The sequence below is a fragment of the Streptomyces sp. RPT161 genome (genome assembly GCF_027533845.1).
GTDB classification, from domain to species: domain Bacteria; phylum Actinomycetota; class Actinomycetes; order Streptomycetales; family Streptomycetaceae; genus Streptantibioticus_A; species Streptantibioticus_A silvisoli_A.
Map to the genome: position 1 here is coordinate 137,757 of NZ_JAPZVN010000003.1, position 17,965 is coordinate 155,721.

Annotated in this window: 9 protein-coding genes and 1 pseudogene; 9 read left to right on the forward strand and 1 reads right to left on the reverse strand. The window is 69.0% G+C overall.

All coding sequences use genetic code 11. The features are described 5' to 3' along the window. Nucleotides 1-170 precede the first annotated feature (170 nt). From O5O46_RS08705 to O5O46_RS08745, 9 genes are all read left to right on the forward strand, one after another. A complete protein-coding gene (locus O5O46_RS08705; RefSeq protein WP_269854726.1) occupies nt 171-1,742 on the forward strand; it encodes an IPT/TIG domain-containing protein in 1,572 nt (523 codons plus the stop codon). 503 nt (nt 1,743-2,245) lie between these two features. After that, nucleotides 2,246-2,713: a peptidase inhibitor family I36 protein gene (locus tag O5O46_RS08710; protein ID WP_269854727.1), complete on the forward strand. Its 468-nt coding sequence runs from the start codon at nt 2,246-2,248 to the stop codon at nt 2,711-2,713. After that, nucleotides 2,698-3,684, forward strand: a complete 987-nt coding sequence (locus O5O46_RS08715) for a hypothetical protein (protein ID WP_269854728.1) — start codon at nt 2,698-2,700, stop codon at nt 3,682-3,684. The genes O5O46_RS08710 and O5O46_RS08715 overlap by 16 nt, the downstream gene beginning before the upstream one ends. 582 nt (nt 3,685-4,266) lie before the next feature. Beyond that, the gene (locus tag O5O46_RS08720) at nt 4,267-5,133 is read left to right on the forward strand and encodes an IPT/TIG domain-containing protein (RefSeq protein ID WP_269854729.1); all 867 of its coding nucleotides are present in this window, start codon (nt 4,267-4,269) and stop codon (nt 5,131-5,133) included. A gap of 786 nt (nt 5,134-5,919) precedes the next feature. Beyond that, a complete protein-coding gene (locus O5O46_RS08725; RefSeq protein ID WP_269854730.1) occupies nt 5,920-6,129 on the forward strand; it encodes a DUF5988 family protein in 210 nt (69 codons plus the stop codon). An 84-nt stretch (nt 6,130-6,213) separates the two neighbouring features. Further along, nucleotides 6,214-7,557, forward strand: coding sequence for a beta-ketoacyl synthase N-terminal-like domain-containing protein (locus O5O46_RS08730; RefSeq protein ID WP_269854731.1), 1,344 nt, complete (start codon nt 6,214-6,216; stop codon nt 7,555-7,557). Nucleotides 7,558-7,672: 115 nt separating this feature from the next. After that, nucleotides 7,673-13,987, forward strand: a complete 6,315-nt coding sequence (locus O5O46_RS08735) for a type I polyketide synthase (RefSeq protein WP_269854732.1) — start codon at nt 7,673-7,675, stop codon at nt 13,985-13,987. A 331-nt stretch (nt 13,988-14,318) separates the two neighbouring features. Further along, a complete protein-coding gene (locus O5O46_RS08740) occupies nt 14,319-15,227 on the forward strand; it encodes a hypothetical protein (protein ID WP_269854733.1) in 909 nt (302 codons plus the stop codon). A 220-nt stretch (nt 15,228-15,447) separates the two neighbouring features. Continuing rightward, nucleotides 15,448-15,978: an ATP-binding protein gene (locus tag O5O46_RS08745; RefSeq protein WP_269854734.1), complete on the forward strand. Its 531-nt coding sequence runs from the start codon at nt 15,448-15,450 to the stop codon at nt 15,976-15,978. Nucleotides 15,979-16,271: 293 nt separating this feature from the next. Here the strand turns inward: O5O46_RS08745 and O5O46_RS08750 are convergent. Continuing rightward, nucleotides 16,272-17,618 (reverse strand): annotated as a pseudogene (locus tag O5O46_RS08750) (transcriptional regulator); the annotation flags it as partial. Nucleotides 17,619-17,965 lie beyond the last annotated feature (347 nt).

Genomic DNA, 17,965 nt, shown 5'->3' on the forward strand with positions numbered 1-17,965 from the left:
CCCATCCGCTGACGGCCTGGTCCCTCGCGACCAGCCGCGCGGACCGCCCACCTGGGCAGGGTGTCCTCCCACGCCCCTGCCCAGGTGGGCCCCACTGCACGCCGTGACGAGGCCCGGTCGACTTTCCCATCTGCCAGTCGGCCGGGGCTCCCCTTCGGAGGACCCTGTTTGTGACCAACTCTGCGAATTCGCCGACCACTTCCAACCATCCCCCACTGGCCGGGGTGGTGCCCACGGTCAGTGCCGTCTCCCCTACTTCGGGTCCCTCCGCGGGCGGCACCAGCGCGACGGTGAGCGGTACCGGCTTCACCGGCGCCACCATGGTGCGCTTCGGCGCCACGGCCGCGCCCTCCTTCACCGTCAACTCCGACACACAGGTCACCGCCACCACCCCCGCCGGAACCGGCACCGTTCAAGTCACCGTCACCACACCCGGCGGCACCAGCTCCCAGTTCGTCACCTACACCTACGCGGCCACCTCCGGGCCGACCCTCACCTCGATCGACCCCGCCTCCGGGCCAGCGTCCGGCGGCACCACGGTCACGCTCACTGGTACCGGCCTGTCGGGCACAGGTGCGGTGCGGTTCGGGTCTACGGCGGCCACGTCGTTCACCGTCAATTCCGATACTCAGGTCACGGCTGTCGCTCCAGTTGGATCGGGCACGGTCCAGGTCACGGTGACCGCTCCCGGCGGTACCAGCAACGGGCTTGCCTATACCTATGTCACCGCGCCCGTGCCGGTCCTCAGCTCGATCGCCCCCGCCTCCGGGCCAGCGTCCGGCGGTACCACTGTCACGCTCACCGGCACCGGCCTGACCAGGGTCACCGCGGTACGGTTCGGCTCCACGGCGGCGACCTCGTTCACGGTGGTCTCCGATACGCACATCTCGGCTGTCGCGCCCGCCGGGTCCGGCACGGTCCAGGTCACTGTCATCACGCCCGGCGGCACGAGCAACGGACTCCCCTACGGCTACGTCATGAACCCGGTCGTCAGCGGCGTGAGCCCCGACCAGGGGCCGCTTTCCGGTGGGAACACCGTCACCCTGACCGGCACCAACCTCGCGGGAGCCACCGCGGTCACCTTCGGCGCCACCCCCGCAGCCTCCTTCGCCGTCGTCTCCGCGACCCGGGTCACGGCCACCGCCCCACCGGGAGTCGCCGGGCCAGTCAGTGTCACCGTCACCACCGCTGGCGGTACCAGCGCCCTGGGGACCGCCTACTTCTACGTCAACGCCCCGGCCCTCACTGGCGTGACCCCGGCCTCGGGCCCGCTTTCGGGTGGCGATACGGTCACCCTGACCGGGGCGCACCTCATCGAGGCCACCGCGGTGCACTTCGGCAACACGGCGGCCAGTGACTTCACGCCGGTCTCGGACACCCAGCTCACCGCGCTGGCCCCGCCCGGGGCCGCGGGCCCTGTGCAGATCACCGTCACCACCGCCGGGGGAACCAGCAACCCGGTCTCCTACACCTACCTCGCGGCACCCACCCTCATCGCCCTCAGTCCCAACCAAGGTCCGCTCTCCGGTGGGAACGCCGTCAGCCTGACCGGCACCAGCCTCACCGCGACCACGGCGGTGCTGTTCGGTTCGGTGGCCGCCGCGTTCACCGTCATCTCCGACAGTCAACTCACTGCCGTGGCCCCGCCCGGGGGCACTGGGCCGGTCAACGTCTCCGTAACCACCCCCGGCGGCACCAGCCCGGCCCTGATCTACACCCGAATCCCTCCGCCCAACACCTGATGCCAGCGCGACCTGACCAACGCAACATGCTGAGGGGCGAAACAAGGCCCGTTGTGAAGGAGTGCAGATAGCCTCCGGTGGGAATCAACTGGTTGCCCGGCTTCAAGAGCGTCTTGCCGACGGTCGGGCTGGCTTGCGGCTTTCCGGTGCGTGATCTCGCGGACACCTCAACTCCTGCGCGCCTGAGGAGAAACCAGGCTGGGACGGGGTGCGTTGACAGCCCCCGAGCGCCAGCCCGGGCACCGACTGGCAGGCCGCCACCGCAACCGAAGCAGGATCGGTCGACCACCTGCCCGGATGGAGAAACTTCCCGGCGGTGGCCGACACCCAGAACGGCTCCGGTGACGTGGACGTTGCAGCAGCAGCCCACCGCTGTGGGATGGCCAGTTTCCCGGTGTGCGCACCGACACGAGTGAGGCAGCATCGGCGTGTCACAGCACGCGCCTGATCGCACTGCCGAAAGCCCTGCGATCCCTTCGAGGTTTCCGAAAGGAACGAGCGCTATGCGAAAGAGACAAGTAGCCGGGACCGTGGCGGCCCTGGCAGCGGCCGTCTCCCTGGGCTGCGGCGCCACTGCCGAAGCCTCCGCAGCTACGGCGGCACCGCGAGTCGGCACGACGTCGCTCACTCCCCAGATCAACACCTGCCCGGTGAGCAGTGGCTACGCCTGTTTCTGGGTGGATTCGTACCGGGGCGGCGCGATGGGCAAGGTGTCCGGCAACAACTCCAACTACATGAACCTGTCGAACAGTTCCGGCTGCACCGCGTATCCGGGCACGTGGAACGACTGCATCAGCTCCATCGAGAACCAAGGCACCCAGTGCACGGTCTATTTCTGGACTGACGCGGGATACACCGGCCGCTACCACAGCCTGTCCATCGGCGACCGGGTGGATGACTTCGCCACCGGCTACAACGACCCGTCGTTCAACGACAGCATCAGCTCCAACCACTGGTGCACACCCAGTTGATCGGCAAGGCCGCCGCGGCATTCCTGACCGGATGTGCCCTGGTAGCGGGAGCGGTCGGCTGCACAGCGGCCACGCAGTCGACCGGCCGCGGTCCTGAGCCCGCCGGGGTGTCCACCACGATGACGGACCTGGCCACCAGATCAGGCCGCTGGCCGACGGGGGCGGCACAACTACAGGCGGCCTTCGACCAGTTGGACAGGGAATGCCTGAGCACAGCGGGGTTCCGCCTTCCCTCCATCCCGAGGGTGTCGTTGCCGGTGCCCGAGAACGAGGCCGCTGCCATCGACCTCGACGGGCGTAAGCAGCATGGCTACGGAATATCGACACCCGGCGATAGCTCCGCGGCCACCGCGAACCCGAACGCCTACGTCTCCTCGCTGTCCTCCAGGGACCAGAAGCGCTTCAACGACGTGCAGTTCGGACCGGGGGCGCCGAGAACCGCGGTCGCGCTGTACAGAACGGGCCGGGCCGCCGTGCCCACGGCGGGATGTGTCGCACGTGCCCGGCGGGCACTGGCCGGTGACGTGCAGGCGTGGGCGGCGATCTCCTACGTGCCCCAGCAGCTCGACGACCAGCTCAGTCGCAAGGCCTTGCAGGACGCCAGTTACCAGGCCGCGCTCGCCCGGTGGCGCGTCTGTATGGCGAAGGCGGGCTACCCGTATGCCAGTCCAGAGGCCGCCGTGACCCGTCTGCGGCGGGAGCACGAACAGGGAGCGAGCGGTTCCGGCTTCCGGCGTCTGGAGATCGCGGTAGCCGTCGCCGACGGGCAGTGCGCGAGCCACACCCACCTCCCTTCGATACTGCTGCGAGCCCGTCGGCAGCTGACAGCCCAGCTTCCTGCCGGCAATCTGTCCTTCCTCCGCTCGGTCACCGAGAGCTGGGAATCAGCCGTGGCCCGGGCCCGCTCAGTCTTGAGCGATACGGCCCTACATGACCACGCCGCTGGCTCCGCAAGTCCTTCAGCACGGTGATGGACATAGAGCTGTGGCCCCGCTGACCTGGGGATGTTTGCAGGTCAGCGGTCGGGCCGGGTCGTCGGACACCGTTCCCTGGGCGAGCAAGGCGGCAAGGAGCGTTCCCAGCACGTCAAGTAGACGGTTGCTCAAGGCAGTTCACCTCCGTCAAGGGGTGCCTGCTGCTCGCAGCGGCGAGTGTTCCGGAGTGGCACGAGGTGGTGTCCGGAGCACACGGTGCTGAGGTGACACGCAGTTGTGCGACTGGTGGTCAGGGCACCGGGGGCGGACGCTCCCGCTGTTCGGGTGAACCGACGCCGGCTCCCTTGTCCGGGATCAACTTCTTATGGGCTAATGGGATCAACCCGGCCGGTTGACCGCCCATCTCCTCCCGGCCGTTACGGGTTCGACCCGGTCCCCTCCGCAGTGCGCGGGGGCCCGACGACCACTGGTTCTCATTCGGCCACCGGCCATGTCCGCCGATGCTCCGCGAAGTCAGGAGCGTCGCAGCGGCACCGGTTCACCGCCACCGCGTGCAAGCACCCCAACGGTGTGCGGCGGCCGACCGTTCCACCTTCCACCTCAACGAGGAGGACACCCATGTCCATCCCGACCCACATCCCGACATCGGTGGTGCCATACGGCATCCAGGCGCCCGGGGCGGCCTCCCTGCTTCCCGGCCTTCTGGCCGCGCCGAGTATCGGCTTGATCGTCCCGACGTCCGGACCCACCACCGGTGGCAACCCCGTCCTGATCCTCGGTTCGGGTCTCGCCAACGCCGTGTCGGTCACCTTCGGCGGCACGCCGGCCACCATCCTCTTCCAGGACCCGATCGGGCTGGTGATCATCGCTCTCGCCCCGGCCCACGCCGCGGGGACCGTACCGGTCGTCGTCACAACCGCGTCCGGCCCGAGCGCGCCCGCCATGTACACCTACCTGGGCGCGCAGCCTCCCGTCGTGTTCTCCCTGAACCCGACAAGCGGCCCGGCCACCGGCGGCACCGGGTTCACCATCATCGGCGCCAACCTCAGCGGAGCGAAGGTCACGTTCAACGGGAACGCCGCCACAGGTGTCACGGTCGACCCCACCGGTACCGTGCTGACCGGCGTCACCCCGGCGGGTACGGTCGGCAACGCCACCGTGACCGTCACCACGCCGGCCGGTTCCGTCAATGTGCCCGGCGGCTTCACCTACACCGCCGCGGTGGCGCCGGTAGTGACGGGTATCGTCCCGCCCAGCGGTTCGATCGCAGGCGGGACCGCGTTCGTCATCACCGGAACCAACCTGTCCGGCACGACCTCGGTCACCTTCAACGGCAACCCGGCCACCGGAATCGTTGTGAACGGTGCCGGCACCGCGGTGTTCGGGCTCACGCCCGCCGGTGTGGTCGGCAACGCCACCGTTACGGTCACCACCCCGGTCGGCTCCGCCGTTGTGCCCGGCGGCTTCACCTACACCTCCCCGTGACGCCCCGTCACCGATGACGTCAGCCCCCGCCGGTCCTCCGGCGGGGGCTGACGCCTTCAGGGGACATTTCCGCGAGCAGGCGGCCTCGTGCCGCGAAATCCCTTGAATAGCATGGGAGTTGGCGATGAGTAATTCCAACCTGCCGACATATGGCGGGGCTCACTACCGTGGTGCACACGGTAGTGCACGAAATCACCCCATGACATGCGCTCTTCCATTAGGGTGACTTCATCCCAAGCCCATTGCCGACGGATTCAACGCGGTGAATTAATAGTCACATCCAAACCGGTGGGCCGCCCATCCTCCCCGGGGGGCGTGGCACCCGACCCAACCGCCGACCCGACCTGGAGCCTGGCGGCGGGACAAGCCGCGGTGCCGCGATGGGCACCCTCGGTGGAGGAATTGGATCCATCAGCCGGTGCCGCTTGTCGGCACCGGCTGATGCGCCAGACCGTGAAATAGAGCGGTCGAGGCGTCCGAGAACGAAGCGGCCCCGACGGTACTGCCGCACTTGGCGCCTTGCTCAGCACAAGCCCCTGTCCGGACGAGGCATCCCTCTCCTCGTCCGGACAGGTTCACACATACCGATCCCGCTAATCTCAGCCCAGTTGACGGTGACTGCCTCCGTCGCACCGAACTACTTTCACCACGAAGACGCCATGGGCAACCCACACCGATCCCCACGCGACCTTTCGGGTCGACCGCCGGAGCGGGTAACGTTTTTAACAGCCAATTCGGAGTCGGCAAAAGAGGGGACTCGCCACCTGATCCACCGAGAGGCGCATCATGTCTCGAAACAAATACGTGGTGCTCGTCGGCGGCCCACCCGGGACTCCACGGGTGTGGACGGCCCCGGCCCCAGAGGATCAGAGCCAGGTCAAGGTGCCCCACGGCAACGGGTACGAGCACTTCGAATTCACCGAGGAATACGCGGAAGTGGCTGGCGAGCAGGTCCCGGTGTATCGATGGCGCTGCCGCACGTTCATTGCGGAGTAGCGGCAGTTCACGTGTCAACGACGACATAGGTCGAATTAGCAGAGGAACCACGAAGATGCTGCCTCGCTGCCTCAGGAGCACGACATGATTACGCCAAGCGGTTCGGCGGTTACCGCCAAGGGCGGCCCCAGAGCACGGAACGCGATGGTCACCGGCATGGGCTTCTGCCTGCCCGGCCACCTTGAACCCGTCTTCACCGCCGGACAGGTGTGGGACGTCGCCGCCCACGGCCTTTCCTGCCTGGTGCGGGACGAGATCTACTACGGCTCGGTGAACCTGTCCCCCGCGATGTTCGACGAACGCCTGCCCGGAATCCCGTCGTTCTTCTCCCGCCACTACACCTCAGCGCACCGCTTCGGCCTCGTCTCCCTCGCGGAGGCGTGTGCCGACGCCGAACTCGACTTCCGCGCGGGCGACTTGAGCAACGCGGCCATCCTGGTCGGACGCGGCGGTGTGGACGCCAACATCGAAAGCTACCTCTCGGTTCAGCGGGCCGATCCGGAGAAGACCACGGCCATGGAGGCGATGGAACTCTTCGTCGCCGCGGAACAGGCGGTGACCCCGTCCGACGTCGCACTGGTGCAGGGAGCCATGACGCGCTCCAACGGCCCCGCCTTCACGGTGTCGTGCGGCTGCGCCTCCTCCGCCGTGCAGGTCGGGAACGCCCAGCGGCTCATCGCCAACGGCGAGGTCGACATCGCGGTGGTGACCGGAGTCGACGTCTTCAACATCGGCCTGATCCAGAACATCCAACGCCTTCTGCGGGGCGCGCAACAGACCTACGAGTCGATCCGTTCGGATGGCATGCCGGAATTCGTGCCGTCCTTCGACGCCCTCATGCGGCCGTACGACCGACGCGCCGAATGCATCAACCACGGCGAGGGATCCGCGACGTTGGTCCTGGAAAGCCGGGAACACGCGGAGCGGCGCGGCGCCCGGGTCTACGGCCAGGTCCTCGCGACCGCCATGAGCCGGGACGGCCTGGCGAACCCGTTGGCGTCCGACGACTCGGGCACCGAGTTGGTGGCGGCGGTGCGCAGGTGCCTCGGAAACCGGTGGCACATCGAGCAGGTTCCGTACGTCCACGGCGGCAGCGACGGCAACCCGGTGGTGACGGCCTTCGAGACCAACACCGTCAGGGAGTTGTACGGCCCGGGGTCATCGGTCCTGATGACTTCTCAGGAGGGCTGCTTCGGCCACAACGGGGCTCCCGCGGGCTGCCTTGGTGTCGCGCTGACCCTGCTGATGATGGAGCAGGGCCAAGTGTGCCCCACCGCCAACTGCGAACAGCCCGCGGACGGCCTCACGTTCGATCCGGTACCGGGCATGCGCACCCGGCCGCTCGACTTCGACTACGCGCTGACCTTCAACTACCAGGTCGGCGGCGTCAAGAACGTGATCCTGCTGGGCAGTCCGGACGCCGCCTAGCCGCCGCGGAACCCATCTGAGGGCCGGTGCCGCGCACAGCGGCCCGCCCCGCGTGACCGTTTCCGGCCCCGCTGGACCGGCACAACGCAGCACCGAACCAAGTACGGAGTCCCCGATGAGCCAGCACATGACCACGCCCAGCGAACCATCAGAGCGCATCGCCGTTGTCGGCCTCGGTTGTCGGCTTCCGGGCGAAGTCCACTCGCCCACCGCGTTGTGGCGTCTGCTGGCCGAGGGGCGTCAGGCCGTCGGAGCACCACCACGCGAACGTCAGGACCTGTGGCCGGAGTGGACCGGTCAGGCCACGGGGCTTTCCCGAGGCGGCTTCCTGCGCGACGTGGCAAACTTCGACGCCGAGTTCTTCGGTGTGTCGGGGCGCGAGGCGGATGTACTCGATCCACAGCACAGGCTGCTGCTGGAGGTCACCTGGGAGGCACTGGAGCACGCGGGTTTGGTCCCGGACCGGCTCGACGGCACGTCCACGGGGGTTTTCGCCGGGCTCAGTTACAACGACTACATGGATCGTCTCGCCGGACACCCCCTGGAACTCGAAGGCTCGATCCTGACCAACGGGCACTGTGTCGCCGCCGGGCGGATCTCCTACCTGCTCGGACTGCGCGGCCCCTGCGTCGCGTTGGACACGGCCTGCTCGTCCTCGCTGGTCGCCGTCCACCTGGCCTGCCAGGCGCTGCGCGCCGGCGAATGCGACCTGGCCCTTGCCGGAGGCGTCACCCTCATCATCGGTTCCAGGACCACGCTGTCGTTCACCAGGATGGGCATGCTGTCGTCCTCTGGGCGCTGCCACACCTTCGACGCCGCGGCCGACGGATTCGTTCGCGGTGAGGGATGCGGCATCGCGGTGCTGAAACGCCTCAGCGACGCGGTCCGGGACCGCGACCGCATCCTGGCTGTGGTACGCGGATCCGCGGTCAACCAGGACGGTCGATCCGATGGCCTGGCCGCGCCCTCGGCCGCCGCCCAGGAGGCCCTGTTCGGCGAGGCGCTCGCCAGGGCCGGAGTGCAGCCAGGCGACGTGGGAATGATCGAGACCCACGGCACGGGCACCCCGGTCGGGGACCCGACGGAGTTCGCCAGCCTGGCGCGGGTGTACGGCAGCGGCTCGGACCGGTGCGCCCTGACATCGGTCAAGACCAACGTGGGTCATTTGGAACCGGCCGCCGGCATCACCGGTCTGATCAAGGCCGTGCTCTGCCTGCGCCGCGGCCTGATCCCGCCCAACGTGCACTTCAATCGATGGAATCCGGCCATCAACGCGGAGGGAACGCGTTTCTTCGTGCCCGCCGAACTGACCCGGTGGCCCGTGCGCAACCCGCCGCGGCTGGCCGCGGTGTCCTCCTTCGGGTTCTCCGGAACCAACGCGCACGTGGTGCTTGAACAGGCATCCAACACACCAGCGCACCGACGGGTGCCGCATCCGCGGCAGGCGCCGCAGTCACCGCCGGATGTCTTCGTGGTCCCGGCGGGATCCGCCGCCGTGCTGCCGGTCGCGGCGCGGCGACTCGCCAACTGGCTTGAGGACGACGGCGCCCTCGTGCCACTGCGTGACATCGCCCATACCCTCGCCGTGCGTCGCAGCGCGGGGCGTGGACGGCTCGGCGTGGTCGCCACCCATCGCCGTGAACTCCTCCACGGGCTAAGGGCGTTCGCGGTCGGACGGGAGCACCCAGGCGTGTTCGCGGGGGCAGTGGGTGCCGCGGTCTCCCGTCGGCCCGTGTGGGTCTTCTCCGGACAGGGCTCACAGTGGCCGGGCATGGGACGCGGCCTGCTGGAAGGCGAACCGGCGTTCGCCGCGGCGTTGGCGGAGGCCGACACACTGATCGCCGCGGAGTCCGGCTTCTCCGTCCTCGACGCCGTCCGGCTCGGCGGGCCGGTGACCGGCTGCGGCCGTGTGCAGCCGATGCTGTTCGCCCTACAGACGGCACTCGCGGCCCTCTGGCGCGCCCATGGCGTCCAACCGGCCGGGGTCATCGGCCATTCCATGGGCGAGGTGGCGGCCGCCGTGGTGGCCGGTGCGCTCTCCCTGGCGGACGGCGCACGCGTGATCTGCCGACGGTCCGAGTTGCTGACCCGGATCGCCGGAGCCGGTGCCATGGCTACGGTCGGGCAGGCGGCCGACGCGGTGGAGGCGGAGCTGGCGGCCGTCGGTTCGGTGGCGGTGGCGGTCCACGCCGCACCCGACTCCACCGTCGTGGCGGGCGACGCCAAGGAGGTGGAGCGGCTGGTCGCGCACTGGGAAAGCCGAGGTGTTCCGGCGTCCTTGATCGCTGTCGACGTCGCCTCCCACTCCCCCCAGGTGGAACCACTCCTCGATGACCTCAGGTCCGGGTGCGCCGATCTGACGCCGCACCGCCCGGAGATCCCCTTCTACTCCACCGTGCTCGACGATCCGCGAAGTCTTCCCGCCTTCGACGCCGAGTACTGGTGCGCGAACCTGCGACGACCGGTGCGGTTCGCCGCGGCCGTGGCCGCCGCCGCGGCCGACCGCCACCAGGTGTTCGTGGAGATCGCCCCGCACCCCGTGGTCACCCATTCCGTCAGCCGCAACCTGGCCGGCCTGGTCGAGAACCCGGTGGTGCTGCCGACGTTGCGCCGCGGCGAGTACGAACCCGGCACCTTCCGGAACCAGTTGGCGGCGCTGCACTGCGCAGGGGTCGAGGTGGACTGGTCGGTGCTGTACGGGGACGGCAACCTCGTCGACGTACCCACCATGACCTTCGACCGAAAGCCCCACTGGGTCGAAACTCCCCCAGCCCGAGCCGAGTTGGGGACGGACCAGGGGGGAAGTCCACTGCCCGGCCGCCACACGGAGGTGCCGGGGAAGCCGGTCCGCCACTGCTGGCACGGCGACGCGGGTACGGCACCGCTGCCGTGGCTGGCGGACCACCGGGTCCACGGCACACCCGTCTTCCCCGGTGCCGCCTACTACGCCGTCACGCTGAGCGCCGCCTGCGAGGCGTTCGCCGAGCCCCCGGAGAAAGTCGAGGTCACTGACCTGCGGTTCCACGAACTGCTGCGACTCGGGGAGCGGACCCCGATCAGCACCACCGTCACCATGGCCGCCCCGGACCGGGCGGCGTGCGAGGTGTTCGGACACGGTGACAGCGGAGAGTGGACGCTGCTGGCCACCGCGACGCTGCGCCGACTGTACACACCGGCCCAGCCGCACGCGGCGTCCACGGTCACGCTGGCCATGCGCCACCCGGTCTCGCTCGATCCCGCCGAGTTCTACCGGAGTCTGCGCAGCCGCGGTCTGGAGCACGGTCCCGCGTTCAGCGGTATCAAGGAGCTGCGGGGTTCGCGCCGAGGCGAGAGTTTCTGGGCCCGCGTGCACGTTCCGGAAGCGGCTCGGAGACCGGATCCCTCGCTGCGGATCCACCCGGTGCTCGTCGACCAGTGCGCACAACTCGTCGTGGCGAAACTGACCCAGGAGGACGGCGACCGCGGGCTGGTCCTGCCGGTCCGCATGCAGGCGGCGCGGCTGCTCGGTGACCCCGCCGAAGCGGCCTACTGCCACGCCCGCCTGGTGGACGCGACGAGGGACGCCCTCGTCGGACAAGTACGTCTGCTCGACGAGGCGGGCAAGCCCGTGTTGGCCATCGACGGTCTGCTCTTCACCCGCCGGGCCGCGCAGGAGAACGCCGAGGTCGACCGGTGGTTCCTGGAGGTCGGCTGGCACAGGGCCGAGCACCGCGCGTCAACGCCGGCGAAGCGGCCGGGGAACTGGCTGGTCATCGGGGAGGCGGACGGCGGCGCGGACGGGCTGGCGGCCGCCTTACGGACTGCCGGGGCGCAGGCCGAGGTCTGTGACGCCGCCTTGGACGACGCGGAGCTCGACTCCGTCCGGGACTCCTTCGCCCGCCGACTGGCGACCCTGCCCACCCCGCCCCGGGGCGTGCTGGTGGTGTGCGCGGAACAACCGAGCGCGGATCCCGAAGTCTCACTACGGCGCACCCGAAGACTGCTCGGCATCGCCCAGGCGGTCACCACCAACTCGACGGAGGCGCCGCGGCTGTTCGTGGTCACTCGCGGCGCCCGCCCCGTGGCGACCGGGGAGACGACGGACCTCGGGCCGAGCGCCTTGCGCGGTGTGGTGCGCGTACTGGCACTTGAGCACCCGGACGTGCGGGCGACCTGGGTGGACGCGGACCCGGATGACCCCGAGTGGGCGGCCGTGACCGACGAACTCCTCGCGGACGGCGCCGAGGACGAGGTCGCGCTGCGCGGCGGCCATCGTTACGTGGCCCAACTGGCGAGCGCCCCGCTGACGAGTGCCGAGCGGAAGAAGGCCGCGGCCTGCACGGTCCACCACGGTGTGGACGGGTTCCGGCTGCGTGTCGGACGCCCCGGTGACCTGGACAGTCTGGAAATCGCGGCGACGGGACGGCGTCCGCCGGGCAGTGGCGAGGTCGAAGTGCGGGTGACGGCCGCGGGGTTGAACTTCCGCGATGTCCTCACCGCCATGGACCTGCTGCCGGGTGACGAGGACATCCGCTACCGGATCGGCTTCGAATGCGCGGGGGTGGTCACCGCGGTCGGACGGGGCGTCGACCATGTGCGAGTGGGTGACCGGGTACTCACCGTCGACCTGCGGGGCGGCGCCTTCGGTTCCTTCGTCACCGTTCCCGCGGTCGCGGTGGCGCGGATTCCCGGCAGGCTCGACCCGATCGCCGCGGCCGGGCTGCCGATCGCGTTCCTCACCGCCTGGTACGCCCTGCGCCACGTCGGTCGTCTCGCCCAGGGAGAACGGGTGCTGATCCACTCGGCCACCGGGGGAACCGGCCTCGCGGCGATCGCCGTCGCTCGACTGCTCGGCGCCGAAGTGCTGGCCACCGCGGGCAGCGAGGAGAAGCGGCGACATCTGCACGCCATGGGCATCCCCCACGTGATGGACTCCCGGACGCTCGACTTCTGCGCCGCGGTGCGCGAGGCCACCGGTGGTGAGGGCGTGGACGTCGTGCTCAACTCCCTGTCAGGAGCCGCCATCCAGGCGGGACTTGAGTGCCTGCGTCCGTTCGGCCGCTTCATCGAGTTGGGGGTGCGCGACATCATCGCCGACACCCCGCTGGGCCTGAAGCCGTTCCGCCACAACATCACCATGCGCGCCGTCGACCTGATCGGACTGCAAAGAAGTCGGCCCAAGGTGTTCGCCAAGGTGCTGCGTGAGGTTCTGGCCGAGTTCGCAGGCGGCAAACTCAAACCGCTGTACTGCACGGCGTTTCCGCTCTCCGAAGCCACCGACGCGTTCCGGCTCATGGCCGGCGCCGGACACATCGGCAAGTTGCTGCTGACCGTTCCCGACAGCGGCGAAACGGCCGCCGTGCTGCCCGACGGGCCGCTGACCGTGCGGCCGGGCGGGTCGTACATCGTCACCGGCGGTCTGCGTGGGCTGGGGCTGGAGACCGCTCGCTGGCTGGCGGAGCAGGGCGCCGCCCATCTCGTCCTCAACGGCCGCACCCCTCCCTCACCCGCCGCGTCGCAGGTGCTCGGCGAGTTGGCCGCGCGAGGCACCAAGGTCACGGTCACGCTGGGCGACATCGCCGTGCCCGGCACCGCCGAGCGCCTGGTGGCCGCCGCTCGTGCCGACGATCTGCGGCTGCGGGGTGTGGCGCACTGTGCCATGGTCCTCCACGACGCCTCGGTCACCAACATCCGCGACGAGCAGCTGCGTCAGGTGTGGGCGCCGAAGGTGACCGGCGCCTGGCACCTCCATCGGGCCACGGCGGGGCACACCCTCGACTGGTTCGCCGTGTTCTCCTCGATGGCCTCGCTGCTCGGCAATCCAGGCCAGGGCGCCTACGCGGCCGCCAACTCCTGGCTGGACGGGTTCGCAGCCTGGCGTTCATCCCGTGGAATGCCCACTCTGGCCGTCAACTGGGGGCCGTGGGGCGAAACGGGTGTGGCCACCGATTTCGCGGCCCGCGGCTACCGGACGATCCCCACCGAAAAGGGCCTACAAGCCCTGCACGCCCTCCTGGCACACCGGCGGGTGCAAACCGGAGTGATTCCGGGAGAACCCAGCACATGGGTACCCGGCGCCGGGCGCGGTTCGGCCTTTTTCCGCCTCGTCCTGCCGGGCGAGGAGCAAACGGCCGCGGCTCCGGGGGAGTCCAGTGACATCCGGGCGCGGCTGACCGCAATGCCCGCCGGGCTGGCTCGCCGTACGGCACTGGAGACCTTCCTTTCCGACCACATCCGAGCCGTTCTGAGGTTGGGCGACAATGCCGTCGATCCGCAGACGCCGCTGAAGGCACTCGGTTTCGATTCACTGCTCGCCATGGAACTGAGGGTGCGTCTCGAATCCGCCTTCGGCGTGAAGTTGGCGAGCAACTTCGTCTGGCAGCACCCCACACTCGCAGCGCTCGCGGACGGCCTGGCCCAGCACATGGGCCTGGAGCTGGCCGGCAAGTAGTGCGAAACGACGATCACCTGGCCCGGACAGTGCGCGCAGGCGCTCTGTCCGGGCCGCCGCGTCCCAGGAAAAGGGACATCCGAATTCCAGGAACGGTATTCTTCACTTAATACTCCTTGACTCCTGAAAAGCTCCTCTTTATCCACCTTGCCCACCCTGCGACTTCCGGGATAATCGGCCACTTGGTTCAATTAAGGAAAGCGGGACGGATGGCCCAAGAGGCCCTCACCTCGGTTTCCAGAAGACACCACAAGGCGTTCTCCGACGAATTCGGGAACAGAGGCACAAGAGTCTCGCCAGAGCCACGCACAGCGTGCGTACAGGAGAGGTCATGAATCCTCGCAGGAAATTCCAGTTGATCGGCCTGGCGTCAGCGGGCATGGTCGCGTCGGCGCTCATGACGGCCACCCCGGCGGCGGCGCAGCCGGTACTCGTCCCGTGTTCGGCAACGGCGCTGCAGGCCGCGATCACAGCGGCGAACACAGCGGGCAGCGGTGAGCTACTACTGACTCCCGGCTGCACCTATTCCATCACCACCCCGGTCACAGGCGAGGACGGCCTGCCGCAGATCACCGGCGACATCCGCGTCGTCGGCTCAGGTGACACCATCACCCGCGCCCCGTCGGCAACCGCCACCTTCCGTCTCCTTGATGTCGCCTCAGGCGGCAAACTCACCCTCGGCGGCCTCACCGTCAGCGGCGGCAACCCCACCGGCGACGGCGGCGGCATCAGCAACGCGGGCATCCTCACACTCAACGCCGTCCAGGTCACGAAGAACTCCACCGGCGGCAACGGCGGCGGCGTCGCCAACACCGGCACACTCAACACCTTCGCCACCCGGATCACCGACAACACGGCGACCACCGGGGGCGGCGGAATCTTCAACGGTTCCTCCGCGACCGCCGCGCTGCGGGCGAGCAGTGTGGATGACAACACCACCACCGGCGCGGACTCGCAGGGCGGAGGCATCCTCAACAACGGCGGCAGCGTCACCGGCGACCTGTCCAGCCTCGGTTCCAACTCGGCCACCGGCGCGGGCTCATCCGGTGGAGGCATCGCCACCGTCGGCGGAACGGTGAGACTGACCCTGGACGCGGTGACGGACAACCACGCCACCACCGCTCCCGGCGGCATCCTGAACAACGGCGGCACGGTGTCCCTGGTGCTCACGGGTGTCTTCGACAACACCCCGACCAACTGCGCCGGTAGCCCATCACCGGTGCCCGGCTGCTTCCACTGACATCCCGGAGGTGCTTCTCCGGCGGGCCCGGGCGTGGAAGGCGTCGCCCCGGCCCGACCGGAGGAGCCGTACCGCCAAGTGAACGGCGATACGGAGCAGGCGTGTCACCAACCCCCACATGAAGTCGCACCAGGAGTTACTGCGACCCTTCAGGGGTGACCGGCCCCAGAGGTAGCAGGCGGCTTCTTTTCCGACCCCCCAACTCACGGGAGAAGTCACCATGTTGCCGACGACCACGCGCGCCAACGAGATCGAGCTCACCGTCCGGCAGATCAACGAGTGGCCCGATACGGAGGAGGCGTTGGCCCGGCTCGGCCGACGTCCGACAGGAGCCCCCCTCGTAATCTCCACACCACCGCTGGACCGGGCGGTCCCAGTCTGCCGAAGACTCGCGTTGTACTGGATGGACACGGCGCGGATCGATGACGAGGACGCGCGGTACACCATCCAACTGGTGCTCTCGGAACTCCTCACCAACGCGGTCCGGCACACGGAGAGTTCACACATCACCTGCCGCTTGTGGAAAGCGGGCGGTGTGCTCTACGTGGAGGTGCGTGATCAGGGCGGGACGTGGTCCAGTCGGCCGGACAGCCGTACCGACGGCGCCAGGGACCACGGCCGCGGACTGACTCTGGTCGCCGGGGCCTCCCGCGGCTGGGGCAGGCGGTTCGCCGCGGACGGCAGCTGCTCGGTCTGGGCGGCGGTACCCGTACCGCCAAGCCGTCACCAGGAGTTCGACCAGGAAACCTGAAAAGCAGTCCCCGCGCGGAGAACGGTACGCGCGGGCAGGGACAGCCGACGGTCAGGACTGTTCAGGTCGCCATCCCCCCTCTACGCGACCGGAACGACCTGGCCGTCGGCGCGCTGTCGCACGCAGCCTCTCTCCCTCCTCCCGCCGACGGCGTCCCGTAGGCGGCGTTCAGGTCACGGCCTGACGTCCCACGGCCCTTGGCGCTGACTGGGCACGCGGCCCTGCTCTTCGCAAGGGGTCAGACATCCGTTCACCGGGCATGCCTCCAGTGAACGTCCCTCAAGCCACTCCTCGAACTCCCTGACGGCCGGCACGTGTCTGTATGGGTCAAGCTGCCGTCGGAACTCGGCCAGGTACGCGGTGCCGATGGTGGAGCGCAACCCGCACAGCAGATCGACGGCGCGCGTCGCGGTCGCGCAGGCCCGTTCCACCTCCCGGGTCGTCAGCTGCGCGCCGGCAAGGAGCAATATGTCGATGACACGCCGCCGTACGCGCGTGTCCGGATGTCCGGCCAGCGCCTCCTCGGCCCACCGGGCGGCGAGTTCCGGCTGCTCCAGATCGCGGTGGCAGTGCGCCAACTCATCAGCCAGATAGGCCCTGTCGAAGTGGCTGATCCATTCCGGATCATCCTGCGCGTTGCCGCGCTCCAGGGCCTCCATCGCCTTGTCCGCTGTCGCCTGGCACGACCGTACGTCCCTGAGCAAGGCGTGCCCCCGCGCCTCGGCCGCGTAGAACATCGCTTCCGAGGTGGGCGTGACATGGCCACGCGAACCCTCCTGAGCGACCCGCGCCAGCTGCACGACCTCCCGGGGGCTGCCGAGGGCCCCGGCGAGATGGCTCATCCCGGACGCCAGCACATAGCCGCCGTATCCTCGGCGGCCCGCGGCCTGCGCCAGCCGTAGCGCCTGGATGTAGTAGCGCTGGGCCAGTCCAGGGCGGCCGGTGTCGACAGCCATGTACCCCGCGAGCTCGGTCAACCGGGCTGTTGCCGTCATGAGTTGACGCCCGATCTCCTCTCCGTACGAGCCCGTGAGGAGCATGGACACGACGCTGTCGAGGTAGTGCACGACGATCGGGCGCACATGTCCGCTGCCGAACCGGTGGTCGAGCTCCACCACGTACTCCGTCGCCTTCCGGACCGCCGCCACGTCCGCGGCGACCACCCGCACCCCACCGCATCTCGCGACGGCCGTGTCCGGCTCGGTGATCAGCCAGTCCCGACTCGGCTCGACCAACGCCGATACCGGACGCGTCCCCCCGCTCACGAGACTGCGGCCTCCCGCGTCGTTGCGCCAGAGGTCACACACCTGCTCGACCGCGCCGGGCACGGTGGGCGCGAAGTGCAAACCAACCTCGGACGCCGGGTTCTTGCCGCCTGCCATGCCGATCTCCTCGGCCGACAGCGTTCTTCCGAGCTTGCGCCCCAGGGCCTCGGCGATGATCTCGGGGACCCGACCGCGTGGCTGCTGACCACGCACCCATCGACCGACGGACGTCTTGTCATACCGCAGATCGAGTCCATGCTCGGCCCCGCACAGGTTGACGCGTCGTGCCAAGCCGGCGTTGGAGACTCCCGCTTCCTGAATGAGGGCCTGCAGCCGTTCATTCGGCTGGCGCGCAAGGATCGATCGGGCCGACATCGTCGTTTCCCCTTCAATTAAAATCTCCATCCGCGGTCCCCTCAATTGCGTGCACTCCGACACACACCGCACCCCCGGGTTGATTATGGGGGCATATGCCAAGAGAACATACCAAGAGGCTCAAGACTTTACTTAACCGTCCGCGCGAATGGGTGTCAGGTGGTGGGCAGCATATGCGTTGCCGCCGCCTTCACCACCCCGTACATCAACGCGCCCCGAAACCACCCTTGCGCAATCCTGCCCATAGCTTCGGGCTGTAAGCGATCGAGCGCAGCTCGACCACCACATCTGCCCGGCAGAGGTTTCGTCAGGCATCACGGCGAACGGGACCCGTGCAGGTCGCCTCA